Consider the following 26,040-nt stretch of genomic DNA (forward strand, 5'->3'; position numbering starts at 1 on the left):
CGGACGCTAGCGTACGGCGCAGCGGCGTGCATTCTGCGCTGCAGCAGGCGGCTCGCTGCGGCATCGCCTGCGCGGCGTCCGGCGCCATGCGCACATCGGCTCGCTCCGGATTCGCGCGGGTCAACGCCGACATGCGCAGCATGCCGACACCGCGGTCGGAGGCATCGGCGTGCGTGCCCATGAAAGTCGATGTCGTGCACCCCTCCGGCGCACCGCCGGTGGTCGAAGATGTCGTGTCATGCTCCAGCGCGGACGAACGCCGGCCCCGGATCGAGGCCAGCGGCGTCCGCCACGCAGACCTGCACGCGGCCGATGCAACCCGGCCCACAACACTGCATCCCGCCCCGGCCCACGAGTGCGTGGACCGTAGGGTCGGCGTTGGCGGCAATGTGCCTCACGTGCACGCTCGACGTCACCGCCGGAGCGCGGCGATGGGCGGCTCTACATCCGCGCGACGCGGAAACGCCGGCCCTTGATCTTGCCGCCCTGCAGGTGCTTCAGTGCGCGCTCGATCTGACCGCGTGCGATGGCGACATAGCTGCGCGTGGCGAAGACGTCGATCTTGCCCACCGCATCCTTGTGCAGCCCGGCTTCGCCGGTCAGCGCGCCGACGATGTCGCCGGGGCGCAGCTTGTCGGTGCGGCCGGCGTCGATACGCAAGGTCACCATCGGCGCCGCCGGCACGTCGCTGCCCTTGCCGCTGAGCGGCAGCAGTTTCTCCCAGCGCAGCGGCGCACCGAACTGCGCTTCGACGAGCGCGGTGCGCGGCATCTCGCGTGGCGTGACCAGGCTCAGCGCCAGGCCCGAACGCCCCGCGCGACCGGTGCGGCCGATGCGGTGCACGTAAGTGTCGGCGTCGTGCGGCAGCTCGTAGTTCACCACCGCGCCGATGTCCTCGACATCGAGCCCGCGCGCGGCGACGTCGCTGGCCACCAGCACGTTGCAGCTGCGGTTGGCGAAACGCACCAGCACTTCGTCGCGGTCGCGCTGCTCCATGTCGCCGTGCAGCGCGAGCGCGTCGAAGCCGTAGTGCGCGAGCGAGCCGGCGACTTCGTTGACGTCGGCGCGGGTATTGCAGAACACCACCGCCGATTCCGGACGATGCCGCAACAGCAGCGCGGCCAGTTGCGGCGCGCGACGCGACGGTTCCACCTCGTGGAAGATCTGTTCGATCTTCGGCGCGGGCGCGTTGCCCTCGACGCCGATCTGCACCGGCTCCTGCAGCATCGCCGTGCCGAGATCGCGGATTGCGTCGGGAAACGTGGCCGAGAACAGCAGGCCCTGCCGCGTCGGCGGCACGCGTTTGACGATGTCGCGGATCGACTCCTCGAAGCCCATGTCGAGCATGCGGTCCGCTTCGTCGAGCACCAGCGTGCGCACGTGACGCAGATGCAGGGCCTTCTTCTTCGCCAGTTCCTGGATGCGCCCCGGCGTGCCGACGACGACATGCGGCGGATGCGTCAACGACGCCAGCTGCGGGCCGAGCGGAATACCGCCGCACAGCAGCGACAGCTTCAGGTTCGGAATGCCGAGCGCAAGCTTGCGCAGCTGCTTGCCGACCTGATCGGCGAGTTCGCGGGTCGGGCACAGCACCAGCGCCTGGGTCTCGATGAGACCGGTGTCGATCTTCTGCAGCAGGCCGAGCCCGAACGCCGCGGTCTTGCCGCTACCGGTCGGCGCCTGGGCGATGACGTCGCGGCCTTCGAGGATCGGCGGCAGCGATTCGGCCTGGATCGGGGTCATGGACGTGTAGCCGAGGGCATCGACGCCCTGCAACAGGGCGGGTGTCAGCGCGAGCGCGGAGAACGGGAGAGACGTGGTCATGCGTACATGATCGCAGGAGTGGGGGCGGGAGCGGCGGAATGGGCTTGTGAACGAGCAGGTAGCGACTCTTCTCACCCTCGTGCATCCGCCTCGCATCATCTGTCAGCGCGCGGGCACTGAGCACCTCTCCCTCCGGGAGAGGTCGGCGCGCGAAGCGCGTCGGGTGAGGGTTGGAGCACTACCCGGAAGTGTTGAAAAGCACCCTCATCCGCCCTTCGGGCACCTTCCCCAGAGCGGGAAGGGTCAAAGCGCATTTCCTCGACCGCGAAGGTCGGCTTGAAGCGACACGCAGTGCCAACGAGCGTCTATCCCGCCTCAGGCGTAAAACGTCGCCGGTGCATCCGCGTCGACGATCGCATGCGGCACGAAGCGCGCGCTGTCGCGCGTGATCGGCGAGTCGTCCTCGCGGATGCCGATGCCACACGCGTTATCGCCGACGATCCAGCTGCCGATCATCGGGTAATGCCCGTCGAACGCCGGCAGCGGATGGGCGGCCTGGCGGATGCTCGGGCCGGTATACGGGCCGTCGCTGTGCAGGCGCTGGCCGTCGGCGAGGTGCAGTTCGATGTTCGCGCCTTCGCGCGAATGCAGCGGTTTGCGCACCCAGCCGGCAGGCAGATCGCCGCCGGTGTCGAACTCGGCCGCGAGCAGGTTGGGGTGCCCGCGATGCCGCTCCCACAGCAGAGGCAGCAAGCCCTTGTTGCTCAGCACGGCCTTCCACGGCGGCTCGATCAGGCGCAGGCCGGACTTCGGCAGCGCGCGGCCGAAGTCGTCGTTGAACAGGTCTTCCAGCGGATAGAGCTTGAACAGCGAGCCGATGACCACGTCGTCGAGATCGGTGTAGCGGCCGTCCTCGGACAGGCCGATGTCTTCGAGCGCGATCGCATCGCCGTACAACCCCGCCTGCGCCGCGCAGTCGCGCAGGTAGGCGATCGTGCCCTGGTCTTCCTCCGATCCGCGCACTGCGGCGAACAGCAGCGGCGGCGGCAGGCTCGATGCGAGTTCGGCGAAACGGTCGACAAGCGCTTCATGGATCGAATTGAACTGGTCGGCGTCGCGCGGCAGACGGCCGCTGGCGCGCTGGTCTTCGAGCCACTGCCACTGGAAGAACGCGGCCTCGAACAGCGAGGTCGGCGTGTCGTAGTTGAGTTCGTACAACTTCGCCGGGCCGGTGCCGTCGTAGGCGAAATCCAGGCGGCCGTACAGATGCGGATCGCGGCGGCGCCAGCTCTCGGCGATCCAGTCGCGGAAGGCCTCCGGAATCGCGAGGCGCTGCATCAGCGTGTCGCTTTCGACGATCTCGTCGACCAGGTCCATCGCCATCCGGTGCACGTCGACGCTGGGGTCTTCGAGGTCGTGCTCGATCTGCGCCATCGAGAACGCGTAGTACGCGCGCTCGTCCCAATAGCGTGCGCCGTCGATGGTGTGGAACCGGAAGCCGCATTCGGCGGCCTGCGCCTGCCAGTCGCCGCGTTCGACGATCGCGACGCGGCGCACCTCAGCCGCCGGTGCTGCGGCCGTTGGCCGAGCGGCCGAAGCCGCCGCGGTTCGCGGTCACCGCGCGGTCCGGCGTTGCCGACACCGGCGCCATGCCGGCGCGGCCCGCGCCCGGTGCGCCGTTCGGACGCAACCAGCCCTGGCGGTTGTCGCGGAACGCGGGTGAGGCCTGCGGCGCCCGCTGGGCCACGCCCGCGCGGTTGTTGTTCAACATCGACGACAGGAAGAAGCCGGCCATCAGCGGACCGATGAAGGAATGCCCGGTGGAGGTCTTCTGCTCGACGCATTCCTCGGCCGGGAACTCCGCTTCGCAGGCTGCGCGACTGCTGTACTGCGGCGCGGTGTCGGCGGCCTGCAGCTTGGCCTGCTCGAACGCGATGCGGCAGGTCGCAGTGTCGCCGACCGCCTGCGCGCAGGTTTCGACCGAGGTGTAGAGGCCGTCCTGCACTTCGACCGGCGCAGTGCGCTGGCAGGCACTGAACAACAGCGGCGCGGTACCCATCAACAGCAGGGCTGTCGTCTTGGAACGCTTGATGCGTCGCGTGCCAGTGGCGTCCGTCATGTCCTGCTCCGTGTCGTGCGTGGGTCCGGCCGGACATGATGCCCGTCGCCGGTCGCGGGGCAAAGCGCGACGCCTACACTGGCGTTCAGTCCCGCCGCCCGGAATGCCGATGCGCCTCGCTCTGCTGCTGCCGCTGTTGTTGCTCACCACGTCCGCCGCCGCGCAGACGGCGGCCGAACGCGAACGCGCCACGCATGCGCGCGCGATCGCCGCCGGCTACAAGGCACTGACGCTGTGCAGCGTGCAGTTCAACGCCGGCCGCACGCCCGCGCAGGCGCAGGCCCTGGAGTTCGTCGGCATCTATCCCGATTACCAGGCCGATGTGCTGGCGCTGGACGCGGCGGTCGATGCCGATGCGCGCACGGTCTCGGTCGCGTTCGACGACGCGCTGCCGCCGCGCATCGCCGCGTGGCGTCCGAACCTCGGTTGCGCGCAGCTGCCGATCGGCGCGGGCGTGGATGCGATCGCAGCCTTGCCGCGCTTCGACAGCGCCGCGCCGGATCTCGACGACCAACCCTGGCCTCTGGGCGAACGCGACGCGAGCGCCACACCCCGCGGCGATGCGGCCGCGCTCGAAGCAGCTGTCGCTGCCGCCTTCGACACGCCGAACTATGGCGAAGGCCATGCGACCACCGGCGTGCTGGTGATGCAGAACGGACGCATCGTCGTCGAGCGCTACCGCGACGGCTTCGGCCCGCACACCTCGCAGCGCACCTGGTCGGTCGCCAAGAGTCTCGCCGGCGCGCTGGTCGGCGTGGCCCAGGCGGCCGGTGAACTCGATCCGTCGCAGCCGGCGCCGGTGCCCGAGTGGCAGGCGCCCGGGGACCCGCGCGCCGCGATCACCGTCGACCAGCTGCTGCGCATGTCCAGCGGCCTGCACAGCGACACCGCCGGCAACCGCACCGATGCGCTGTATTTCGGCGGCGTCACCGTGGCCGAGTCCGCGACCGGCTGGCCGCTGGCGCATCCGCCCGGCACGCAGTTCCGCTATGCCAACAACGACAGCGTGCTGGCCGTGCATGCGCTGCGCGCGGCGACCGGCGACGAGGCCCGCGCGCTGGCGCGGCCGTTCACCGACCTGTTCTGGCCGCTGGGCATGACCCGCACCGTGGCCGAGACCGACTGGCGCGGCGGCTTCGTGCTGTCGAGCCAGGTCTGGTCGACCGCGCGCGATCTCGCCCGCTTCGGCCTGCTGCTGCAGCACGACGGCGTGTTCGACGGCCGGCGCCTGCTGCCCGAAGGTTGGGTGCGCGCGGCGACGACGCCATCCGGCCCGCAGCCGGAAGGCGATCTGGGCTATGGCGCGACCTTGTGGCTGATGCAGCGCGCGGCGGGCGTGCCTGCAGACACGTTCGCCGCGATGGGCAACCGCGGGCAGTACGTGATCGTGGTGCCCTCGCGTGGTGTGGTGCTGGTGCGCCGGGGCGAAGACGCCACCGGCCAGCGCTTCGACCCGGCCCTGTTCACGGCTGCGGTGCTCGCCAGCCTCGACAGGCGCACGCCGCCGCGATGAATCGCAGCTGGGGCGGAACATGGCGAATGGGCATCTTTCACCGCTATCAGACAGCACCGACTCTAGCGTTGCGTTCGCAGCCCGCCCTCCCACGCGCCGTCTCGGCGCTGGCGCGCTCGCTGGACCCGCCATGACCAATGACCTGCACGACCGCGCCAATCCCTCCGACAACCGCACACCGGCCGACGCCACCGCGGACGGGCAGGACGCGCTCGAGACCCGGTTCAAGGCCGGCCTCGCCCAGGCGCCCTACTACTCGGCCGGCCGACACTGGAACGACTACGCGCCGGCTTACCGGTTCGGTCGCGACAGCCGTCAGCGTCACGCCGGCAGCCGCTTCCAGGCCGTCGAGCGCGAGCTCGAGCAGGAATGGAACCAGGTACGCGACCAGTCCCGCCTCGGCTGGATCGAGGCCAAGGGCGCCGTCGAAGATGGCTGGGATCTCGAACCCGCGGAGGATGTCGCGGACGCGAGCGACGTGGATGTCGCGCTCGATACGCCGGTCCCCAAGGTCGGCTGAGCGGCATGCCGGCGATCCGGTGAATGCGAAGCGGTACCATGGCGCTCTTTGCCGCGGTGCCCCTCCTCATGACCCGTTCTCCTGATTCCGACGCCCGCCACGGCGTCAGCCGCGACGATGCCGAATCGGCGGTGCGCACGCTGCTGCGCTGGGCCGGCGAGGATCCGTCCCGCGAAGGCCTGCTCGACACACCGCGTCGCGTGGCGGATGCCTACGGCGAATGGTTCGGCGGCTATGCGATCGATCCCGATGCCTATCTCGCGCGCACGTTCGAGGAGGTCGCCGGCTACGACGAGATGATCGTGCTGCGCGACATCGAATACGAAAGCCACTGCGAGCACCACATGGCCCCGATCATCGGTCGGGTGCATGTCGGCTATCTGCCGGCCGGTCGCGTGGTCGGCATCAGCAAGCTGGCCCGCGTAGTCGAGGCCTACGCAAAGCGCTTCCAGGTGCAGGAGAAGATGACGGCCCAGATCGCCGGCTGCATCCAGCGCGCGTTGGCACCGATGGGCGTCGGCGTGGTCGTGGAGGGCGCGCACGAGTGCATGACCACCCGCGGCGTGCACAAGCGCGGCGTGAGCATGGTGACCTCGCGCATGCTCGGCAGCTTCCGTGACGACGCGCGCACGCGCGCCGAGTTCCTGCGTTTCATCGAAGGCAGCGACCGGCGCTGAGGACGGCCCGGCGTCGCGGGGCCGTCCTCAGGCGCCGGCGAAGGTGTCCCAGCCCATCTTCGCGATCAGCACGACCACCAGGGTCACGAACAGCTTGCGGATGACCGGCGTGCCGCCGCGCAGCGCAATGCGCGTGCCGGCAAACGCACCGCCGACGTTGGCCACCGCCATCGGCACCGCGAACGCCAGCAGCACATGGCCGGACGGCACGAAGAACGACAGCGCGGCCAGATTGGTCGCGATGTTGACGATCTTCGAGGCCGCGCTGGCGCGCAGGAAATCCAGTCCGAAAAAGCGGATGAACAGAAAGATCAGGAAGCTGCCGGTGCCGGGGCCGAACAGGCCGTCGTAGAAGCCGATCGCCGCGCCCATCAGCAACGCCAGCCCGAGTTCGCGGCGGCCAACATCGCGCGGCCGGTGTAGCGCACCGAAATCCTTCTTCAGCAGCGTGTAGGCCAGCATCGCGACCAGCAGCACGAGGATCAGCGGCCGCACCGCGTCGCGCGGCAGCAGCGTCACCGCGGTGGCGCCGAGGAACGAGAACACGAACGCGGTCGCCGCGGCGAACAGCACCGGCGCCCACGGAAACCGCACGTTGCGGGCATACCGCCAGCCGGCGGCGGCCGTGCCGAAGAACGCACTGAACTTGTTGGTTCCCAGCAGCGCCGCCGGCGTGTGCTGCGGCAGCGCGGTGAACAGACCCGGCAGCTGCACCAGGCCGCCGCCGCCGACCGCGGCATCCACCAACCCCGCCATGAAGGCGATGCAGACCAGCCAGACCAGTTCGGGAAACAGCGCGTCCACGCAGGCGACCGGCGTTCGGGGGCGCAAAGGATACGCGCAGCGATCCGCTTCGGCTTGAAGCCTTCCCCGCGTGTCCTGATGACTGTCGTCGTGTCTCAGCTGGCGACTGAAACGTGTGCGTCGTCATTCCCGCGAAGGCGGGGCTTTTCAACGGACGTATGTCCGGTCATCCAAAGACTGTCGTAACGTCCGCACGCACGTCCATGGACTCCCGCCTTCGCGGGAGTGACGGGGATTTTTCCCGCCTATCAGACACTTAGCCGCAGCCCCGCGTCGGAAACTCGCCCTTAGCTGAGACACGACACGCATCAGGCCCGCGTGTGGGGGTGAGCGCGGTCCGCTTGCGCGGCATGCCGCTCGAATCGATCGAACGACCGGCGCGCTGCGCCGGGCCGGACGGCTTGGGAGGGGCGATCCGTCGGATGCAAGATCAGACTGGCCCAAGCATTCGATCATCGAATCGCCGACTTTCACGCGATCTGACCGTTTGCCCCCACCCAACCCTCCCCCGTAGACGGGGGAGGGCTTAGGATCGCTTGCGCCGCGTAGGACGCAGCAACGACAGGGCAGACCGCCAGGGCCCGCCCACCCCGCTCGCGTACAATGTCGGGCCGTTTGTCCGCGATCGAAATTCCGTGAAATCCCAGCTCCGCGCCCTGATCGAGCCGCTCGTCGAGCAGGCCATTGCCGCCCTGCGCGCCGATGGCACGCTGCCTGCCGACTTCGCCACGCCCGCCTTCACCGTCGAGCGCCCGAAGGACCGCAGCCATGGCGATGCAGCGACCAACGCGGCGATGCTGCTGGCCAAGCCGGCGAAGTCGAACCCGCGCGCGATCGCGCAGGCGCTGATCGACGCGCTGCCGGTCAACGATTCGATCGCGTCGGTCGAGATCGCCGGCCCGGGCTTTCTCAACTTCCGCCTGACCGCGAATGCGTGGCGCGACCAGCTGGTCGCCGTGCACACGCAGGGCGATGCCTTCGGCCGCAACGACAGCGGCGCCTCGCAGACCGCGGGCGTGGAATACGTCTCGGCGAACCCGACCGGCCCGCTGCACGTCGGCCACGGCCGCGCGGCGGTGATCGGCGACTGCATCGCGCGCGTACTCGATGCCAACGGCTGGCACGTCAAGCGCGAGTTCTATTACAACGACGCCGGCGTGCAGATCGAGAATCTTGCCCGCTCCACGCAGGCGCGCGCCAAGGGGCGCAAGCCCGGCGATGCCGACTGGCCGACCGACGCCTACAACGGCGATTACATCGGCGATGTCGCGCGGGCGTATCTCGATGGCGCGACGGTCGAAGTCGACGGCCACACCGTCGCGGGCGTCAACGATGCCGACGATCTCGATGCGATCCGCCGCTTCGCCGTGGCGTGGTTGCGCCGTGAGCAGAACGAGGATCTCGCTGCGTTCGGCGTCGGCTTCGACGTGTATTTCCTCGAGTCCTCGCTGTACGCCGACGGCAAGGTGGAGGAGACCGTGCGCGAGCTCGTTGCCCACGGCCACACCTACGAGGAAGGCGGTGCGTTGTGGCTGCGCAGCACGGACTACGGCGACGACAAGGACCGCGTGATGCGCAAGTCCGACGGCACCTATACGTATTTCGTGCCGGACGTGGCCTATCACCTGTCGAAGTGGCAGCGCGGCTACACGCGCGCGATCACCGAGCTCGGCGCCGACCACCACGGTTCGCTGGCGCGTGTGCGCGCCGGCCTGCAGGCATTGGATGCCGGCATTCCGCAGGGCTGGCCGGAATACGTGCTGCACCAGATGGTCACGGTGATGCGCGGCGGCGAGGAAGTGAAACTCTCCAAGCGCGCCGGCAGCTATCTGACGCTGCGCGATCTGATCGACGAGGCCGGCCGCGATGCGACGCGCTGGTTCCTGGTCGCACGCAAGCCCGATTCGCAGCTGGTGTTCGACATTGATCTGGCGCGCAGCCAGTCGCTCGACAACCCGGTCTACTACGTGCAGCTCTCGCACGCGCGCATCTGCGGCCTGCTGCGCAAACTCGATGAAGCCGGTCTGGCGTTCGATCTGCAGAACGGTCTGGCGCAGTTGCCGGACATGACCGACGTCGCGTTGCGCGACGTGCTGATCGATCTGTCGCGCTGGCCGGAAATCGTCGCCGCCGCGGGCGCGCAGCTTGAACCCCACCTGATCGCGACCTACCTGCTGGAGCTGGCACAGGGCTTCCAGACGTACTACAACGATCACCAGTTCCTGGTCGACGACGCCGACGTGCGCGATGCCCGTCTGGCGCTGGCCACTGCAGTGCGACAGGTACTGCGCAACGGCCTCACGCTGCTCGGCGTGCAGGCCCCGGAGGCGATGTAATGGCGGCACGACGCGGCAAGACCCAGGCCCGACGCAACGGCGGCAGTTCCGGCGGACTGCCGGGCTGGGCATGGATGATCATCGGCGTGGTGCTCGCGCTGGGCATCGTGCTGGCAGTGCCGCGCCTGCTCAAGCCCGACTCGCAGGACGGCTTCTTCCGGCCGAGCCCGAACCCCGACGCGCAGCCGGCGGTCAGCACCACGGATGCGGACGCGGAACCCGAACTGCCGACGCCGGCCGGTCAGCGACCGCGCGCCGCGGCCAACCCGCAGGGCGGGTCCACCGACTACGATTTCTACACGATGCTGCCAGAGCAGGAAGTCCCGATGACGGACGCCGAACTCGCTGCGAGCACGCGCGCCGAAGCCGAGCGCCAGCAGCGCGCCGAGGCCCAGCAGCAGACGTTGCAGGCCCAGCATCCCGACGCCGCCGACATGGCCGGCGGTACGACCACCGGCCCGCAGCCGCTGCCGGAACAGCGCCCGACGCCCGTGCAGCCGACGACCACAGCGCCAGCCACTGCAGCCACCGCCACGCCTGCCGCCGCCGGCGATGCCCGCTACATCCTGCAGGCCGGCTCGTTCAGCGCCTCGGGCGACGCCGAAGCCCTGAAGGCCCGTATCGCCCTGCTCGGCCTGACTGCACGCGTGGAATCCGGCGAAGCCGCCGGCCGCACGGTGTATCGCGTCCGCATGGGCCCCTACGGCACCGCGACCGATCTGGCGGAAGCCAAGCAGAAGCTCGGCAACGGCGGCCTGCCGGCGCTGGCGATCAAGGCGCAGTAAAGAATCGTCTTCCGCCTTGGGCGGAAGACACCGACGTCCCTCTCCCTCCGGGAGAGGGGGGACCATTTGCAACGCAAATGGTGGGGTGAGGGCGACGCTCGCGGGATCTGTGTTCCCCACAGCCTCTTTTCCAGAACCGGGCGCGAGAGTCCCGCCCTCACCCCAAAGGGAGAGGGCCTAGAAGCTGCCTCCGCCCAGGCGGCGTGGCACCTCTCCCTCCGGGAGAGGTCGACGCGCAGCGCGCTTCGGGTGAGGGTAGAGCTCCCGCGCCTGGGTTCCGCGTACGGCGAGCGTCCACCCCTCACCCCAACCCCCGCTCCGCGCCCCGGCCCTCGCGCTGACGCGAGGGCGTTCGTCTGCACGCGAGCCAATGGCTCGCAGCCGTGCAGCCCTCACCCCAAAGGGAGAGGGGCTCAAAGAAGAACGCTTCAGCTTTTTGCGACGAGGCCTCTCCACCTCCCCATTCCGTGCCCCCCGTCCCATCCGGATCGCAGCCCACGCGATCCGCCTGCGGACAATGGAGGCTCAAGGGAGGAAGGGCGCCATGACCATCGAAGCCGCACTGATCAAACCCGTCGTCGACGTGCTGCTGGCGCTGTTCCAGCAGGGCAGCGATCTGAAGCTGAAGCACAACGCGCAGGCGTCGGTGCGCGAGGCGATCCGCGAGTTGCTGCAGGCCAATCCAGACGAGAACCGGGCGGCGGCGCGGATCGCGATTGCGCGTGCGGCCGGCATCCTGTCCGAGGACGTGGTGCTGGCCGAGGACATGCTGCAGAAGCATCGCGCGAGTCGGGCGCGAACGCGCGGCAAGTCGACGACCGGTCGACGGCGCGTGCCGAGCGAACCGGCCGAAAGCGAAACACCCGCGATCAAACCGCCGGGGAAGCCCACGCCCGGCACTCCGACATCACACTGAGCCTGCAAGGCTCGTCCCTCCATCTTCCGGAGCCTGCCCATGGCCGGCGTCCTCGTGTTCGCGGCAATGAGCGTGTTGTGGTGCCTGAGCGAACTGTGGATCGGGTTGCGCCATCGCGCGTCCGACCGCAGGCGCGATGCCGGCACGCTGGCGCGACTGGTGCTGGTGATCGGCGGTTGCGTGACCGTGGCGATGCTCGTGTCGATCTGGCCACCGGGACGGTTTCCGCCGGCCTGGCAGCCCACCCTGCTGTGGGGCGGCTGCACGCTGATGCTCGCCGGCATGCTGTTCCGCTGGTGGGCGATCCATGTGCTCGCCGAACACTTCACGGTCGATGTCGCCATCGCCGCCGACCACAAGCTGATCCGCGGTGGTCCCTACCGGCAGCTGCGCCATCCCTCGTACACCGGACTGCTGGTGACGTTCGCGGGGTTTCTGTGCGTCCTCGGCAGCTGGCTGGCGCCGCTGGTCGTCGCCGCGCCGCTGTGGTTCGCGCTGCGCGGGCGCATCCGCATCGAAGAGGCCGCACTCTCGGCGGCGTTCCCGGTCGACTATCCCGAATACGCACGCACCACGCGCCGCCTGCTGCCCGGCATCTGGTGAGCGGCCGGCGCGGGAACGCCACCGGGTAAGCTGTACCACCCGCACGTTGCCGACCCCGCATGACCACCCAGCCCACGACCGCCCTCAGCGATTCCGAACTCGACCGGCTGGATGTGCTGCTCGACCGCTGCACCGATCCCGAAACCGGCCTCGGCAATCTCGAAATGCTCGACGGGTTCCTGTCCGCGCTCGCGGTCGGTCCGGTCGACGTCGAACTGCCGACGGTGTTCCCGGCGATCTGGGGCACGGGCGAGGTGCCGCGCCGCGACGAACGCCAGACCCGCGAAGCCGAGGCGCTGATCACGCGACTCGCGTCCGAAGTCGAACAGCGCATCCGGCACGATCCTTCCGAGGCGACCGATCGCGAAGCGCTGATGCCGCTACTGGGTCTGCCGCCCGAATCCGAAGGCGACGACGACAAGGCCGACGGCGCCGATGCGCTCGACGGCATTCCGGAAGACTTCCCGTTCGCCGCCGCCTGGGCCGCCGGTTTCCTGCGCGGCGCCGCGCAGTTCGAAGACGACTGGGCGAAGTGGATGGAAGACCACGCGGCGATCGACAACGATCTGGGCGTGATCACGCGCCTGGCGATCGTGGATCCCTCGCAGCTGGCGGATGCGGAGATGACGTCCGAGGAGATGCTCACGCTCGACGAGCGTTTCGACCTGACCTATGACCTGCCGGACATGCTCTACGACATGTACCTGCAGCGTCTGCATGACCGTCGACCGGCGCCGGCCAAGCGCGCCGACGTGCCCGGCCGCAATGATCCCTGCAGCTGCGGCAGCGGCAGGAAGTACAAGAAGTGCTGCGCGGACCAGACGTCCGAGTAAGCCGCAGTCCGACGCGCAACGCGTGCGTCGAGATCGCCTCATCCCGCTTCGATCCCGCGCCGCATGTCGGCGCGCACTGCGTCCAGGAGAGTCCGCCATGCCCCGCACCATCCTCATTACCGGCGGCACCTCCGGCTTCGGCGCGGCCGCCGTCGCACGTTTTCTCGCCGGCGGCTGGCGCGTGATCGCGACCGGACGCCGCGCCGAGCGCCTGCAGGCGCTGGTCGATGTGCACGGCAGCGAACGCCTGCACACGTGCGCGTTCGACATCCGCGACGAGGCCGCGATGCACGCTGCGCTCGATGCGCTGCCGGCGGACTTCCGCGCCGTCGACGCGCTGGTCAACAACGCCGGCCTCGCCCTCGGCACCGCGCCAGCGCAGCGCGCGGACCTCGCGCAGTGGCGGCAGATGATCGACACCAACGTCACCGCGCTGGTCACGCTGACGCACGCCTTGCTGCCGACATTGATCGAACGCCGCGGCGCGATCCTCAACGTCAGCTCGATCGCCGGCAGTTATCCCTATCCCGGCGGCAACACCTACGGCGGCACCAAGGCTTTCGTCACCCAGTTCTCGCTGGGCCTGCGCAGCGACCTGCACGGCACCGGCGTGCGCGTGACCTCGATTGAACCGGGCCTGGCCGAAACCGAGTTCACCCTCGTGCGCACCAGCGGTGACCAGGGCGCCTCCGACACGCTCTATGCCGGCAGCCAGCCGATCGTCGCCGACGACATCGCCGAGACACTGTGGTGGGTCGCGACCCTGCCGCCGCATCTCAACATCAACCGGCTCGAAGTGATGCCGGTGAGCCAGTCGTTCGCGGGCTTCCAGATCCACCGCGATGCCTGAGGCAACGTGAGGTCGCGCGTGCACGTGGCCTCGCTACACTCGCGATACGCACGCACGCGCGTCCCGCCGACAAGGAGTCGTCATGTTCCGGAGCCTCTGCACCACGGCCCTGCTCGTCCCGCTGCTGATCATGTCCACGACCGCGTCGGCCAACCCGGAGGTGGACCGCATGTTCGCTGGGCAGGACGCCAATCGCGATGGCGTGATCGATCAGGCCGAAGCCCGTGCGGAAGCTGCCCGGGTCTTCCAGAAGCTCGACACGAACCGAGACGCGGTGCTGGGGATCGCGGAACTCGATCCGCAGATCGCGAAGGGCAGCCCGGGCGGCGCCGGGTTTCCGCCTGACATCCACGTCGTGCTGCGACAGACCACGATGCAGCGCTGGGATGCCGACGGCGACGGCCGCATCACGCCTGCCGAACTTCAGAAGGCCTTCGTGGACGAACTGCTGAAGGCGGACCACGACGGCGACGGCAAGGTCACGCGCGCGGAACTGATCCGCATGCACCAGGGCGTGGTCGCGCCAGCGCGTTGAAGACAACAGGGGTGCATCGCCCGCGCGACGATGCACCCGCCGGTTTTACTGCAGCGGCGCCCAGACGAAGCCGCCTTCGCGGCGCACGATCCGACCCAGACCCGGATACGGGAAATGCGGCGAGGCGATGGTCACCGCGCTGTCCGCCGCGCGTGCAAGCAAGGCCTCGCGGCTGGCCTCGGCGACCGGCGCATCGCCATCGAACGCGATCGTCCACTGCGGGCGCTGCACCGACACCGCGAAGTGATGCGCGGCGTCGCCGATGTAGAGCAGGCGCGCGTCGCCGTCGCCGATCTCGTAGGCACTGTGGCCCGGCGTGTGGCCTTCGACCGCAATCGCGGTGACGCCGGGCACGACCTCGGCGCCCGGCGCGAAGGCATCGACGCGCGGCGAGATCGCCGCGACCAGCGCGGCGTTCGCAGGCTCGGCCTGCACCGCCTGCCATTCCGGCGCCGACAAGTGCACGGTCGCGTTGGCGAACAGGGCCTGGCCGGCGCCATCGGTCAGACCGCCGACGTGGTCGGGATGGGCATGGCTGATGAAGATGTCGGTGACCTGCGCCGGCTCGACGCCCGCCGCGCGCAGTGACGCGGGCAGGCGGCCGGCATCGGCGAAGTCGGCATCGCCGGCGCCGGTGTCGAACAGCAGCACCCGATCGCCGCTGCGCACCAGCAGCGCCTGCACGCCCAGATGCACGGTGTCGGTGGGTTCGCCGGCCTGCGTCAGCACCGCATCGACCTCGGGCTTGGGGATGCCGACGGCGAGTGTCTTGCCGTCGTTGGGCACGTGGATGTCGCCATCGCGCAGCACCGCGGCGTCGAGGCTGCCGATCCTGAATCGGTGCACGTCTGCGCTGTCGCTGGCAGGCGCGGTGTCGGCGGTCGCCATCGGCGACGGCGGCGCGTCGACGGTGGCCGGTGCCGGCGCAGGGTCTGCACAGGCCGCGAGCACGGCGGCGAGCGCGAGGGTCAAAACGGCACGGGTGGGGTCGAAGCGACGCATGGCGGATCTCCTGTCGACGTGGAACGCGGCGAACCGCGATAGCGCCGCAGCATAGACCCAACATCGCGTTCGATTGGCGACACCGACGGGCTGCTGCATGTCGCCGGGACGCGTAGGGATGACGATGCGTGCAGAAAATTCCGATGCGACGACGCGGCCCTGCGCGCGCAGCCGCATTGCTAACGTGTCCGCCACACCCACGGCAGGACGCCATGCCCATGAAAGGAATCCGTATCGCGGCACTCGTGCCGCTGTTGCTGCTCGGCGCGACGCCGGCCCAGGCCAACCCGCACGGCGCTGCCCATGTCGAGTTCATGTTCCAACTCGCGGACGCGAACCAGGATGGCGTGATCACGGCTGCCGAAAGCCACGCCGCGACGGCAATCGTGTTCCGCAAGCACGACATCGATGGAGACGGCCTGCTGAGCTATGCGGAAATCCGCAAGCAGCAGCTCGATGCCGGCGCTTCGCAGCTTCCGCCGGACATCCAATCGAAGGCCATCTCTGCCACATTCGCTGCTTACGACGTCGACAGGGACGGACGCATCACGCTGGACAACTACCAGCAGGTGCAGCTCGGCCTGCTGCTGCAGGCCGACTTCGACAAGGATGGCCAGGTGACGCTGCGCGAAGCGCGCCAACTGCATGGCGTGGACGCGCCCTGACCGCCCGGCGCGTCACTCCAGCGGTGTGTCGTCCAGATACGTGTAGCCGGTGAGCCCGGCTTCCAGCGCGTCCTTGAGCCGCTGCGACTCATCCGCCGCGAGCGCGGCATCGTCCACCAGCGCGGTGTAGCGCGCGCGCAGGTCCGCCAGCTTGTAGCCCACGTAGTCCAGCATCACGTCGGTGGTGTCACCGCGGCGCTGCTGCACGACCGTGATGCCGTCGCCCTGGATCTTCACTTCCACCGCGTCGGTGTCGCCGAACAGGTTGTGGATGTCGCCGAGGATTTCCTGGTAGGCGCCGACCATGAAGAAGCCGAGCCGGTACTGCTCGCCCTTGCGCAGCGGATGCAGCGGCAGCGAGGTGTCGAGGTCTTCGTTTTCGACGTAGATGTCGATCTTGCCGTCGGAGTCGCAGGTCAGATCGGCGATCACGCCGCGACGCTCGGGCATCTCGTCCAGGCGTTCGATCGGCACGATCGGGAACACCTGGTCGATCGCCCACACGTCGGGCATCGATTCGAACACGCTGAAGTTGACGAAGTACTTGTCGACCAGGCGCTCGTTGAGTTCGTCGAGCAGCGGCCGGTGGCTCTTCTCGTCATAGCTCAGCCGCGCGCGTACCGCGTGCGCGATCGCATAGAACAGATCGTCGATGCGCGCGCGATGGGTCAGGTCCAGCTGGCCGAGCGCGTACAGCGCCAGGCCTTCGGCGTGGTGGTGCTGCGCCTCATGGAACAGCTCGACGGCCGGACGCGAGGTCAGCTCGGCATGCAGCTCGCGCAGGTTCGCGACCACGGCCGGTTCGTCGTCGTGCACGTCGGGCACGCGGCCCTCCGGCGCGCGTTCGACTTCGGACACATTGGCGACCAGCACCGCGTGGTGCGCGGTCATCGCGCGGCCGCATTCGGTGACGATGCGCGGCGGCGTGAGGCCATGCTCGGCGCAGGCCTGGGCCAGCGGCTGCACGATGGAACCGGCGTACTGGCGGATGCCGTAGTTGACCGAGTTGTAGCTGCGCGAGCGTGTGCCTTCATAATCGACGCCGAGTCCGCCGCCGACGTCGACGTGGCTGATCGTCGCGCCGAGCTTGGTCAGCTCGACGAAGTAACGCACCGCCTCGCGCATGCCGTTGGAAATGTCGCGGACGTTGGAGATCTGCGAGCCCATGTGGAAATGCAGCAGCTGCAGGCAATCAGCCATGCCGGCGTCGCGCAGCTTCTTCCACAGGTCCAGCAGCTGGCGCGGATTGAGGCCGAACTTGGCCTTGTCGCCGCCGCTGTTCTGCCACTTGCCGGCGCCGAGCGAGGCGAGGCGCATGCGCACGCCGAGGCCCGGCTTGACGCCGAGCGCGGCGGCTTCTTCCATCACCAGCGCGAGCTCGGACGGCTTCTCGACGACGATGAAGGTCTGCAGGCCGAGCTTGCGGCCGATCAGCGCGAGGCGGATGTACTCGCGGTCCTTGTAGCCGTTGCAGACGATCAGCCCGCCCGGCCGCGACAGCGCCAGCACCGCCATCAGTTCCGGCTTGCTACCCGCTTCCAGACCGAAGCCGTCGCCGTGGTGCGTGGCCAGCGTGCCGGCGACGCCCTGGTGCTGGTTGACCTTGATCGGATAGACGGCCGTATAGCCGCCCGGGTAGTCCCACTCGGCCTGGGCCTGCGCGAACGCCTCCTGCAGCCGCGCGAGGCGGTCGCCGAGGATGTCGGGGAAACGCACCAGCATCGGCAGCTGTGCGCCGTTCGCGCGCGCGGCGTCCACCGCCTCGGGCAACGCGATCGACGGGCCGTGCTTGCCGCGCGGCGAGACCACGATGCGGCCGGCGTCGTCGACGTCGAAATACCCCTCGCTCCAGTGCGGGATCGAGTAGGTCTTGCGGGCGAGGTCGGTGGACCAGGCGGTCATCGGCGGCATTCCGGGCGGGCGTGAAGGCCGCATAGTCTAGGGGCTGGGAGCCGAACCTGTGGTGACACCGCCCGCTTCAGGCCTCGCCGTGGCGATAGCTGGGCGCACCCGCACACTTGCGGACACGCCGCGCCACACGCCGCTGGTTGGGCGCGGTAAACGCAACCCAGCTCCCAGGCAGCTCGAGGGCGTCGACCACGCGCTGCAGCGCCGCGTCCTCACCGAACACCAGTCCCCGCCACTTCACCAGCACCAGGAAGTGTGGTGGGCCGGCCGGGTCGCCATCGATGTGCTTGCGCACGATCCACGCACGACCCACCTTGCCGGTGCTCGCCAGCGAGACACGGGCCGCGTCCAGCGCGGCGGCGTCCAGGCCATGCGGGAGCAGCGTGTCGTGCACGGACAGCGCATTGCGCGCCTGCGCTGCATCGCGGCGCCGGCGATCGCGCGCCTGCTGGTCGCCGACCACGCTGTCGAGTGCGTCGAATTCGTCGTGCCGGTGATGAAACTCTGCCAGCACCTCGTTGACCGCGTCGCCAGCGTCGGGGTCGAGCATGCGCGCCCGGTGCAACAGGTCGATGCCGGCGCGGTTGTCGCGCCCGAGCAGCAGCACGCCCAACCGGTAATGTGCGAATGCATCGTCCGGCGCCCGGCGCACCGCGTCGCGATACAGCGGCACCGCATCCACGTGCGGGTGCAGGCGCTCCACCAGGGCGGCATGTTCGACGACCTCGGCCGGCGTGCGTTCGATCTGGCCCTCCAGTTCGCCGAGGCGATCGCTGTCGGCAGCATGCGCGCGATGCCGTTCGCGCCAACCGTCTTCGACCCGCAGCCGCCAGTCGTCGCTGAAGTCCGCTTCCAGCGCCGGCAACAGATCGCCGAGCAGCACCTCCGCCGCACTTTGCGCCGGCGGCGGCGCATCGCCTGCGACCACGCCGAGTGCCTGCAGACGTTGCGCGAGCGATGGATGCGTGTCGTGCACGTCGGCGCGCGCGGTCAGCCGATCGGCGACGCGCGCCTCGTCGTCCGCATGACGGCTGCGCAGGGCTGCCGCCATGTCACGCTGCAGGCCGCGCGGCGGTTGCGCATCGCGTCGGTTGGCCTCGATCACCGACGGCCAGAACTCGTGCTCGAGCCGGGCGGCGCCGATGTTGACCCGGACCAGCGCACTGCCGGCAACATCGGCGCCGGTCAGCCGCGCCGCCATCGCATCGGCCTGGTATTCGTTCTGCCGGGCCAGCACGAAGCTGTAGGCGTCGAAGTACGGCGCGTACCAGCGGAAGAAGCGTTCGAACGTGCCGCTGGCCCAGGCACCGCGGCCGGCCAGGCCGTCGAGGACGCGATACCAGCTCACCCGCACGCGGTGGATCCAGCCCGAAAAGCGTCCGTGACCACCGCCGAAGTGGCCGAACTCGTGCGCCACCACCGAGGCGAACTGGCGCCGGTCGAGCAGTTGCATCAGCGGCAGGCCCAGCACCAGATAGTGACGATGGCCGAGCAGTCCGAGCGCGCGCGGCACGCTGGCGGCCGCTGCATTGAGTTCGTCGTCGATCAGGATGCCCGACAGCCGGGGTGCCTTCGCGGCGCGCCGCAGACGCTCGACCTCGGCGACCAGCGCTGGCGCCTCACCCGGTGCCAGCGGGCGTCCGGACGGCGGCTCGAAGCGCACCCACAGCGCCCGCAGCACCACCCAGCCGAAGGCGATCGGGATCCACACGACCTTCGCCAGTTTCGCCAGCAGCACCGGGCTGATCGCGAGCAGCACGACGACCAGCCCGACTGACACGCCGAGCGCGAGCAGCACTGCGCCGCCGAGTACACCGAACCCCAGCGCAGCCAACAGCGCCAGCCGCACCCGATATGCGATGGGCGCGCGCTGCGCGAACGTTTCCAGTCGCGCGACGCGCGCGCGGCGATCCGATTCCGACATCATCCCTGTCATCCCCTGCCGCGCCCCCCGGCGCATCCCCGTCGCCAATCCTATGGTGACCGGCCGCCGCGGGGAAGCCGCGGCACTCCGCGCGCAACGAGGCCGCGTCATGCCGGGCACGGGGCCTCGGCTACAATGCGCGCCCCGCAATCGCCCGGAATTCCCGCATGGCCGCCCCGAACTGGCTCTACGAAAACTTCGACTCCGCCGGCTCGGCGATCGGCTTCCGCGTCAACAAGAAGCTCGACGAAGTGCAGTCGCCGTTCCAGAAGATCGAGATCTACGAGAGCACCGACTGGGGCAACGTCATGCTGATCGACGGCGCGATGATGGTCACCACGCGCGACAACTTCCTCTATCACGAGATGATGTCGCACCCGGCGCTGTTCACCCACGCCGCGCCGAAGACCGTCGTCATCATCGGCGGCGGCGACTGCGGCACGCTGCGCGAAGTGCTGCGCCACCCGGGCGTCGAGAAGGCCGTGCAGTGCGACATCGACGAGCAGGTCACGCGTATGGCGGAGAAGTATTTTCCCGAACTGTGCGAATCGAATGGCGACCCGCGCGCCGAGATCCTGTTCGACGACGGCATCGCCTACATGGCGAACTGCGCCCCAAACAGCGTCGACATCGTGATCGTCGATTCGACCGATCCGGTCGGCCCGGCCGAAGGCCTGTTCAACAAGGCGTTCTTCGAAAGCTGCCATCGCGCGCTGAAGGACGACGGCATTCTCGTGCAGCAGTCGGAATCGCCGCTGGTGCTGCTGGATCTCATCCAGGCCATGCGCGCCGAGATGGGCAAGGCCGGTTTCACCACCTTCCAGACCCTGCCCTTCCCGCAGCCCTGCTACCCGACCGGCTGGTGGAGCTGCACGCTGGCGCGCAAGGGCCAGGGCTTCGACTTCCGCGAAGCCGACGCCCGCGCCAAGCCGTTCGAAACGCTGTACTACACCGCCGACATCCACAAGGGCGCGCAGTCGCTGCCGCCGTTCGTGGCGAAGGCGCTCGGCGAGGGCTGAGCGCGGGCTTCGGCGGTCGGCTGCAGAGACGACGAGGCCCCGCATCGCGGGGCCTCGTGCGTTACGGCGCCGCGTGGCGTCAGATCGCGTCGGAATCGAGCTCGCCGGTGCGGATCCGCACCGCGCGCTCGAGGTCGTAGACGAAGATCTTGCCGTCGCCGATCTTGCCCATGCCGGCCGACTTGAGAATGGACTCGACGACGTTGTCGACGATGTCGTCGGTCACCACGATTTCGAGCTTCACCTTCGGCAGGAAATCGACGACGTACTCGGCGCCACGGTAGAGCTCGGTATGGCCCTTCTGGCGGCCGAAGCCTTTCACTTCGGTGACTGTAATGCCGTTGACGCCGACATCGGCGAGCGCTTCGCGCACGTCGTCGAGCTTGAACGGTTTGATGATGGCCATGACCATTTTCATCGCATGGGCCTCCCCGGTATGGATTCGGGCACAGGATACGCCACGCTCACACGACGCCCCACACGATCGCTGCAACCGCGGCTTGTCGCGGTCCCACCCACATGCTGTAGTGCCGCCCCTCCCGGCGCCGGGATTCCCCTACCGCGCCCCACGGCCGCTGCCGACGGCATGCATGAACCTGCCGGGCGAGTCTGGCCATGCAATCAAGGACACCGTGATGATCGATCTGAACTCCGTCGACGAACTCGCCCGCCGCCTCAGCAGTCTGGTGCCGCCGGGCCTGCGTGAGAGCCGCGAAGAGATCCAGGAAAACTTCAAGGCCGTGCTGCAGTCGGGCCTGACCAAGCTGGAGCTCGTGACCCGCGAGGAATTCGAAGTGCAGCGCGCGGTGCTGCTGCGCACGCGCGAGAAGCTGGAAGCACTGGAAGCGCAGGTGCGCCAGATCGAGGCCCAGTCCTCGCCTGCGAGCGCCGCGTCGACCGGCAACGCGAGCAGCGCCGCCCACTAGAGGACACGCCATGGGACTTGCGCTCGTGCACGGACGTGCGCGCGCAGGCATCCGCGCCCCCGAGGTCAAGGTCGAAGTGCATCTCGGCGGCGGACTGCCGTCGATGTCGATCGTCGGATTGCCGGAAGCCGCGGTACGTGAAGCCAAGGACCGGGTGCGCGCCGCGATCCAGTGCGCGCAATACGAATTCCCCGCGCGCCGCATCACCGTCAATCTCGCGCCCGCCGACCTGCCAAAAGGAGGCGGCCGTTTCGACTTGCCGATCGCGCTCGGCATCCTCGCCGCGAGCGGTCAGATTCCCGCCGACGCCCTGCGTGACTGGGAGTTCGTCGGCGAACTCGGCCTGACCGGCGAACTGCGCGCGATCGATGGTGCGCTGCCTGCCGCGCTTGCAGTTGCCGGCACCGGACGTTCGCTGCTGGTGCCGGCGGCGAACGGCGCCGAAGCCGCACTCGCCTCCGATGTCGCCGTGCATACCGCGCGCACGCTGCTCGAAGTCTGCGCGATGCTCGGCGGCCAGAAATCACTACCGCAGGCCGTACCGCCACCGCAGCGCGAGATTCCGACGATCGACCTGCGCGATGTGCGCGGCCAGGCGCAGGCAAGACGCGCGCTGGAGATCGCGGCGGCCGGTGGACATCACCTCTTGCTCGTCGGGCCGCCCGGATGCGGCAAGACATTGCTGGCGTCACGTCTGCCCGGTCTGCTGCCGCCTGCAAGCGAGGCCGAGGCACTGGAAACCGCGGCGGTGTTATCGGTCAGTGGGCGCGGCCTGGACCCGACTGCCTGGCGCACGCGTCCATTCCGCAATCCTCATCACACCGCCAGCGCGGTGGCGCTGGTCGGTGGCGGCGCCGAACCGCGCCCCGGCGAAATCTCGCTGGCGCACAACGGCGTGCTGTTCCTCGACGAGCTTCCCGAGTGGCAACGCCATGCGCTGGAGGTGCTGCGCGAGCCGCTGGAGTCCGGCGTCGTCACGATCTCGCGCGCCGCGCGCCAGAGTGAATTCCCTGCGCGCTTCCAGCTGGTCGCTGCGATGAATCCGTGTCCGTGCGGCTGGGCCGGTGACATTTCCAGCCGATGTCGCTGCAGCAGCGACGCCATCACCCGTTACCGCGCGCGTATCTCGGGCCCCCTGCTTGATCGCATCGACCTGCACGTCGACGTACCGCGACTGCCACCCTCGGCGCTACGCCCCGATGCGCCGGGCGGCGAACCCAGCGCCGACGTTGCCACGCGCGTCGCCTCGGCGCGCGACCGGCAGCACGCGCGCGCCGGCACGCTCAATGCCCGCCTCGACCAGAGCGCAACCACGCGCGACTGTCGGCTGACGGCGAAAGACCAGGCGCTACTCGAACGCGCGATCGAGGCTTTGCATTTATCCGCACGCGCGATGCACCGAATCTTGCGTGTTTCGCGCACGATCGCCGATCTCGACGGCAGCGAAGCGATTGCGACGCTGCATCTCACCGAAGCGCTCGGCTATCGCGGCGCAGGCACCGGTCACTGATCAGTTCTGACAGCCGCCTGGCCCCATCGTGGCCTCGGAACATTGAATTGTACGGCGGCCGGTGTCGCGCTCGACCGCGTCCCGTTCCGCTCGACGATCCGCAACTGTCTTGCAGATCGTCTGCGGTCGGTTGGTCCCGGTCGGCCGCTCGCGGCGGCAGATCATGCGCTCGTCCTCGGCCGAGTTGACGATGGCTTGGATCGCTTCAAGGTTGTTGAACAACTCGATCCGTTGATACTCGTTGAGTTCCGTCGTGCGCGACCGGTCCGCAATCAACGCCAGCACACGATCCTGTTTCCCGAGAAGCTCGCGCCTCTTTGCATCGGGCAACTCCTTGTATGCACCGCGACCCGCTTCGACCGCCGCGCGGATGTCCCGTTGCTGGTCACGGATCGCGTTCGCATCCAGATTCGGATGGTCGTCTGCCGTCGCCGCAGCCGCACCCGCAGTGCACAAAAGACCGGCCACCAGAATCGCCAGAATCCTTCTCATTCCCCTGTTCCTCGAATCCCTAGGTCATTGGAATGTAGGCGCCTGGTAGGAGCTCGTCCAGTCACACCATGTCATTGGTCACCCCGGCGCTTTAACGGCTTTCCAACACCCTGAGTCTGCCGCCGCGGTAGCGTCGCGCTGCACTATTCACATTGAGGGGTCACGATGCGCCAACTCCTGCTCGCGACCGGCATCGCCGTCGCGCTGGCCGCCTGTGGCGGTCGCAACGAACCTGCCGATCCTGCCGTGCAGCCGCCCGCCGCTGCTGCGCCGACGACGCTCGCCGATGTCGAACTCATTCCGCGCGAGGCGCTGTTCGGCAATCCGGAGCGCGCCGGCGTGCAGTTGAGCCCGGACGGCCAGTACCTCAGCTGGATCGCACCGGTCGACGGCACGATGAATGTCTGGGTTGCACCGGCCGACAACCCGGGCGCGGCGAAGGCGGTCACCCAGGACACCGCGCGCGGCATCCGCAGTTACTTCTGGACCTACAGGCCCGGCACGCTGCTGTATCTGCGCGACACCGGCGGCGACGAGGATTTCCATCTCTTCGCGGTCGACGTGGACAGCGCGCAGGCGCGCGACCTGACGCCGTTTCCGAAGACCACCGCGCAGGTCGTGGGCGTGAGCCATCGCCAGCCCGACACGTTGCTGGTCGGCATGAACGATCGCGATGCGCAATGGCACGATCTCTACAAGGTCGATCTGGCCAGCGGCGCGCGCACGCTGGTCGAGCAGAACACCGACCAGATCGCCGGCTACATCGCCGATGCCGACTATGCCCTGCGCTTCGCGTCGCGCAGCCGGCCCGACGGCGGCATGGACGTCCTGCGTCGCAACGGCGATGCCTGGGAAGTCCAGGACGACATTCCGTTCGAGGATGTCCTGACCACCGCGCCGGCCGGGCTGACCGAAGACGGCAGGACGCTGTACATGTCCGACTCGCGCGGGCGCAACACGGCCGCGCTGTATGCGATCGAAACCACCAGCGGCGAGAAGACCCTCGTGCACCAGGATCCGCGCGCGGACGTCGGCGGCAGCCTGACCGATCCGCGCACCGGCGTGCTGCAGGCGGTGTCGGTGAACTATCTGCGCGAGGAGTGGACCACGCTCGACGACGGCATCAAGGCCGATCTCGCCAGGCTCGAAGCGATCGGTCCGGGCGAGGTCTCGATCAACAGCCGCACGCTCGACGATCGCCATTGGCTGGTCGCGTACTCCGCCGCCGAGTCGCCGGTGAAGTACTACCGTTACGACCGCGGCGAGAACGGTGCCGAAGGCACACTGACCGAACTGTTCTCCGGCCGTCCCGCGCTCGACGGCAAGCCGCTGGTGCCGATGTGGCCGCTGGAACTCAAGTCGCGCGACGGCCTGACGCTCGTCAGCTATCTCACCCTGCCCAGGCACGCAGACGCCGACAGCGACGGCAAGGCCGATGCGCCGGTGCCGATGGTGCTGCTGGTACACGGTGGCCCGTGGGCGCGCGACGGCTACGGCTACAGCGCGATGGACCAGTGGCTGGCGAATCGCGGCTACGCGGTGCTGAGTGTCAATTTCCGCGGCTCGACCGGCTTCGGCAAGGACTTCACCAACGCCGGCAACGGTGAGTGGGCCGGGAAGATGCACGACGATCTGATCGACGCCGTGCAGTGGGCAGTCGACAGCGGCGTCACCACGTCCGACAAGGTCGCGATCATGGGCGGCAGCTACGGCGGCTACGCCACGCTGGTCGGCCTGACGTTCACGCCGGAGACCTTCGCCTGCGGCGTCGACATCGTCGGCCCGGCCAACCTCAACACGCTGCTGTCGACGGTGCCGCCGTACTGGGCGAGCTTCTTCGAGCAGCTGACCCGGCGCATGGGCGACCCGCGTACAGAGGAAGGCAAAGCCTGGCTGACCGAACGTTCGCCGCTGAGCCGCGCCGATGCGATCACCAGGCCGCTGCTGATCGGCCAGGGCGCCAACGACCCGCGTGTGAAGCAGGCCGAGAGCGACCAGATCGTCGAAGCGATGACCGCGAAGAACATCCCGGTCACCTACGTGCTGTTCCCCGACGAAGGCCATGGTTTCGCAAGGCCGGAAAACAACAAGGCGTTCAACGCAGTGGCCGAGGGCTTCCTCGAAACCTGCCTCGGCGGACGTTCACAGTCGATCGGCGAAGAGTTCAAGGGCTCGAGCATCACCGTGCCGACCGGCGCCGATGGCGTGCCGGGCCTTGCGGACGCGCTGAAGTCGCATACGCAGGAAGTGCGCAAGTAGAACAGGTTCGCGGGCTGGCAAGTTGCCAGCCCGCATTCGAGCGATTGCGATCCGTCTGAACGCGACCTCGAGCAACTGCG

The 26,040-nt window shown here is 68.8% G+C and carries 24 protein-coding genes; 15 read left to right on the forward strand and 9 right to left on the reverse strand.

Annotation, left to right across the window (positions count from 1 at the left end):
- Positions 1-441: 441 nt before the first annotated feature.
- From dbpA to AC3IRM_RS16530, 3 genes are all read right to left on the reverse strand, one after another.
- The gene (gene dbpA / locus AC3IRM_RS16520) at positions 442-1,824 is read right to left on the reverse strand and encodes an ATP-dependent RNA helicase DbpA (protein ID WP_489204174.1); all 1,383 of its coding nucleotides are present in this window, start codon (positions 1,822-1,824) and stop codon (positions 442-444) included.
- A 315-nt stretch (positions 1,825-2,139) separates the two neighbouring features.
- Entirely contained in the window at positions 2,140-3,321 is a 1,182-nt protein-coding gene (locus AC3IRM_RS16525; RefSeq protein ID WP_489204175.1) for a glutathionylspermidine synthase family protein, read from the reverse strand.
- 1 nt (position 3,322) lies between these two features.
- Positions 3,323-3,856 carry a DUF1190 domain-containing protein gene (locus tag AC3IRM_RS16530; RefSeq protein WP_489205953.1) on the reverse strand — a complete coding sequence of 178 codons (534 nt, stop codon included), beginning with the start codon at positions 3,854-3,856 and terminating at the stop codon, positions 3,323-3,325.
- Between the two features lie 136 nt (positions 3,857-3,992).
- On the opposite strand from AC3IRM_RS16530, the gene AC3IRM_RS16535 reads away from it, so the two are divergent.
- From AC3IRM_RS16535 to folE, 3 genes are all read left to right on the forward strand, one after another.
- Positions 3,993-5,396: a serine hydrolase domain-containing protein gene (locus tag AC3IRM_RS16535; protein WP_489204176.1), complete on the forward strand. Its 1,404-nt coding sequence runs from the start codon at positions 3,993-3,995 to the stop codon at positions 5,394-5,396.
- A 130-nt stretch (positions 5,397-5,526) separates the two neighbouring features.
- Entirely contained in the window at positions 5,527-5,916 is a 390-nt protein-coding gene (locus AC3IRM_RS16540) for a hypothetical protein (RefSeq protein ID WP_489204177.1), read from the forward strand.
- A gap of 68 nt (positions 5,917-5,984) precedes the next feature.
- A complete protein-coding gene (gene folE, locus AC3IRM_RS16545; RefSeq protein WP_489204178.1) occupies positions 5,985-6,593 on the forward strand; it encodes a GTP cyclohydrolase I FolE in 609 nt (202 codons plus the stop codon).
- A 27-nt stretch (positions 6,594-6,620) separates the two neighbouring features.
- On the opposite strand, the gene AC3IRM_RS16550 is transcribed toward folE, so the two are convergent.
- On the reverse strand, positions 6,621-7,349 hold the full coding sequence (locus tag AC3IRM_RS16550) for a sulfite exporter TauE/SafE family protein (protein WP_489205954.1): 729 nt from the start codon (positions 7,347-7,349) through the stop codon (positions 6,621-6,623).
- 683 nt (positions 7,350-8,032) lie between these two features.
- Between AC3IRM_RS16550 and argS the strand changes: the two genes are divergently transcribed.
- From argS to AC3IRM_RS16585, 7 genes are all read left to right on the forward strand, one after another.
- Entirely contained in the window at positions 8,033-9,733 is a 1,701-nt protein-coding gene (gene argS, locus AC3IRM_RS16555; protein ID WP_489204179.1) for an arginine--tRNA ligase, read from the forward strand.
- Entirely contained in the window at positions 9,733-10,518 is a 786-nt protein-coding gene (locus AC3IRM_RS16560) for an SPOR domain-containing protein (RefSeq protein WP_489204180.1), read from the forward strand. The genes argS and AC3IRM_RS16560 overlap by 1 nt, the downstream gene beginning before the upstream one ends.
- Positions 10,519-11,062: 544 nt before the next feature.
- The gene (locus tag AC3IRM_RS16565) at positions 11,063-11,434 is read left to right on the forward strand and encodes a hypothetical protein (RefSeq protein WP_489204181.1); all 372 of its coding nucleotides are present in this window, start codon (positions 11,063-11,065) and stop codon (positions 11,432-11,434) included.
- 39 nt (positions 11,435-11,473) lie between these two features.
- Positions 11,474-12,037, forward strand: a complete 564-nt coding sequence (locus AC3IRM_RS16570) for a methyltransferase family protein (protein WP_489204182.1) — start codon at positions 11,474-11,476, stop codon at positions 12,035-12,037.
- Positions 12,038-12,096: 59 nt separating this feature from the next.
- Positions 12,097-12,870, forward strand: a complete 774-nt coding sequence (locus AC3IRM_RS16575) for a UPF0149 family protein (protein ID WP_489204183.1) — start codon at positions 12,097-12,099, stop codon at positions 12,868-12,870.
- Between the two features lie 97 nt (positions 12,871-12,967).
- Positions 12,968-13,720, forward strand: coding sequence for an SDR family NAD(P)-dependent oxidoreductase (locus AC3IRM_RS16580; protein ID WP_489204184.1), 753 nt, complete (start codon positions 12,968-12,970; stop codon positions 13,718-13,720).
- 82 nt (positions 13,721-13,802) lie between these two features.
- Complete coding sequence (locus AC3IRM_RS16585) at positions 13,803-14,255, forward strand: EF-hand domain-containing protein (RefSeq protein WP_489204185.1); 453 nt, start codon at positions 13,803-13,805, stop codon at positions 14,253-14,255.
- A 45-nt stretch (positions 14,256-14,300) separates the two neighbouring features.
- Here the strand turns inward: AC3IRM_RS16585 and AC3IRM_RS16590 are convergent, their stop codons facing one another.
- The gene (locus AC3IRM_RS16590) at positions 14,301-15,257 is read right to left on the reverse strand and encodes an MBL fold metallo-hydrolase (protein WP_489204186.1); all 957 of its coding nucleotides are present in this window, start codon (positions 15,255-15,257) and stop codon (positions 14,301-14,303) included.
- A 218-nt stretch (positions 15,258-15,475) separates the two neighbouring features.
- Here AC3IRM_RS16590 and AC3IRM_RS16595 point away from each other — a divergent pair, with 218 nt between their 5' ends.
- Positions 15,476-15,922, forward strand: coding sequence for an EF-hand domain-containing protein (locus AC3IRM_RS16595; protein ID WP_489204187.1), 447 nt, complete (start codon positions 15,476-15,478; stop codon positions 15,920-15,922).
- A 12-nt stretch (positions 15,923-15,934) separates the two neighbouring features.
- Here the strand turns inward: AC3IRM_RS16595 and speA are convergent, their stop codons facing one another.
- Positions 15,935-17,824, reverse strand: coding sequence for an arginine decarboxylase (gene speA / locus AC3IRM_RS16600; RefSeq protein ID WP_489204188.1), 1,890 nt, complete (start codon positions 17,822-17,824; stop codon positions 15,935-15,937).
- A gap of 76 nt (positions 17,825-17,900) precedes the next feature.
- Positions 17,901-19,754 (reverse strand): M48 family metallopeptidase, encoded by a 1,854-nt coding sequence (locus AC3IRM_RS16605; RefSeq protein WP_489204189.1) that lies wholly within the window; start codon positions 19,752-19,754, stop codon positions 17,901-17,903.
- Between the two features lie 167 nt (positions 19,755-19,921).
- Between AC3IRM_RS16605 and speE the strand changes: the two genes are divergently transcribed.
- Positions 19,922-20,773, forward strand: coding sequence for a polyamine aminopropyltransferase (speE, locus tag AC3IRM_RS16610; RefSeq protein WP_489204190.1), 852 nt, complete (start codon positions 19,922-19,924; stop codon positions 20,771-20,773).
- A gap of 79 nt (positions 20,774-20,852) precedes the next feature.
- On the opposite strand, the gene AC3IRM_RS16615 is transcribed toward speE, so the two are convergent.
- Positions 20,853-21,191: a P-II family nitrogen regulator gene (locus AC3IRM_RS16615; RefSeq protein ID WP_310233002.1), complete on the reverse strand. Its 339-nt coding sequence runs from the start codon at positions 21,189-21,191 to the stop codon at positions 20,853-20,855.
- 217 nt (positions 21,192-21,408) lie between these two features.
- Here AC3IRM_RS16615 and ubiK point away from each other — a divergent pair, with 217 nt between their 5' ends.
- A complete protein-coding gene (gene ubiK, locus AC3IRM_RS16620; RefSeq protein ID WP_489204191.1) occupies positions 21,409-21,699 on the forward strand; it encodes a ubiquinone biosynthesis accessory factor UbiK in 291 nt (96 codons plus the stop codon).
- Between the two features lie 10 nt (positions 21,700-21,709).
- Positions 21,710-23,209 carry a YifB family Mg chelatase-like AAA ATPase gene (locus tag AC3IRM_RS16625; RefSeq protein ID WP_489204192.1) on the forward strand — a complete coding sequence of 500 codons (1,500 nt, stop codon included), beginning with the start codon at positions 21,710-21,712 and terminating at the stop codon, positions 23,207-23,209.
- Here AC3IRM_RS16625 and AC3IRM_RS16630 read toward each other — a convergent pair whose 3' ends face one another.
- A complete protein-coding gene (locus AC3IRM_RS16630; RefSeq protein WP_489204193.1) occupies positions 23,210-23,701 on the reverse strand; it encodes a hypothetical protein in 492 nt (163 codons plus the stop codon).
- Positions 23,702-23,866: 165 nt separating this feature from the next.
- Here AC3IRM_RS16630 and AC3IRM_RS16635 point away from each other — a divergent pair, with 165 nt between their 5' ends.
- On the forward strand, positions 23,867-25,960 hold the full coding sequence (locus AC3IRM_RS16635; RefSeq protein ID WP_489204194.1) for a S9 family peptidase: 2,094 nt from the start codon (positions 23,867-23,869) through the stop codon (positions 25,958-25,960).
- Positions 25,961-26,040: the final 80 nt, after the last annotated feature.

Source organism: Luteimonas sp. KH_071, from assembly GCF_057838005.1.

Coding starts and splice junctions, on each gene's coding strand:
- dbpA (WP_489204174.1), bottom strand. CDS start 1,824: ATGACCACGTCTCTCCCGTTCTCCGCGCTCGCGCTGACACCCGCCCTG.
- AC3IRM_RS16535 (WP_489204176.1), top strand. CDS start 3,993: ATGCGCCTCGCTCTGCTGCTGCCGCTGTTGTTGCTCACCACGTCCGCC.
- AC3IRM_RS16540 (WP_489204177.1), top strand. CDS start 5,527: ATGACCAATGACCTGCACGACCGCGCCAATCCCTCCGACAACCGCACA.
- folE (WP_489204178.1), top strand. CDS start 5,985: ATGACCCGTTCTCCTGATTCCGACGCCCGCCACGGCGTCAGCCGCGAC.
- AC3IRM_RS16550 (WP_489205954.1), bottom strand. CDS start 7,349: ATGGCGGGGTTGGTGGATGCCGCGGTCGGCGGCGGCGGCCTGGTGCAG.
- AC3IRM_RS16560 (WP_489204180.1), top strand. CDS start 9,733: ATGGCGGCACGACGCGGCAAGACCCAGGCCCGACGCAACGGCGGCAGT.
- AC3IRM_RS16565 (WP_489204181.1), top strand. CDS start 11,063: ATGACCATCGAAGCCGCACTGATCAAACCCGTCGTCGACGTGCTGCTG.
- AC3IRM_RS16570 (WP_489204182.1), top strand. CDS start 11,474: ATGGCCGGCGTCCTCGTGTTCGCGGCAATGAGCGTGTTGTGGTGCCTG.
- AC3IRM_RS16575 (WP_489204183.1), top strand. CDS start 12,097: ATGACCACCCAGCCCACGACCGCCCTCAGCGATTCCGAACTCGACCGG.
- AC3IRM_RS16580 (WP_489204184.1), top strand. CDS start 12,968: ATGCCCCGCACCATCCTCATTACCGGCGGCACCTCCGGCTTCGGCGCG.
- AC3IRM_RS16585 (WP_489204185.1), top strand. CDS start 13,803: ATGTTCCGGAGCCTCTGCACCACGGCCCTGCTCGTCCCGCTGCTGATC.
- AC3IRM_RS16590 (WP_489204186.1), bottom strand. CDS start 15,257: ATGCGTCGCTTCGACCCCACCCGTGCCGTTTTGACCCTCGCGCTCGCC.
- AC3IRM_RS16595 (WP_489204187.1), top strand. CDS start 15,476: ATGAAAGGAATCCGTATCGCGGCACTCGTGCCGCTGTTGCTGCTCGGC.
- speA (WP_489204188.1), bottom strand. CDS start 17,824: ATGACCGCCTGGTCCACCGACCTCGCCCGCAAGACCTACTCGATCCCG.
- AC3IRM_RS16605 (WP_489204189.1), bottom strand. CDS start 19,754: ATGTCGGAATCGGATCGCCGCGCGCGCGTCGCGCGACTGGAAACGTTC.
- speE (WP_489204190.1), top strand. CDS start 19,922: ATGGCCGCCCCGAACTGGCTCTACGAAAACTTCGACTCCGCCGGCTCG.
- AC3IRM_RS16615 (WP_310233002.1), bottom strand. CDS start 21,191: ATGAAAATGGTCATGGCCATCATCAAACCGTTCAAGCTCGACGACGTG.
- ubiK (WP_489204191.1), top strand. CDS start 21,409: ATGATCGATCTGAACTCCGTCGACGAACTCGCCCGCCGCCTCAGCAGT.
- AC3IRM_RS16625 (WP_489204192.1), top strand. CDS start 21,710: ATGGGACTTGCGCTCGTGCACGGACGTGCGCGCGCAGGCATCCGCGCC.
- AC3IRM_RS16630 (WP_489204193.1), bottom strand. CDS start 23,701: ATGAGAAGGATTCTGGCGATTCTGGTGGCCGGTCTTTTGTGCACTGCG.
- AC3IRM_RS16635 (WP_489204194.1), top strand. CDS start 23,867: ATGCGCCAACTCCTGCTCGCGACCGGCATCGCCGTCGCGCTGGCCGCC.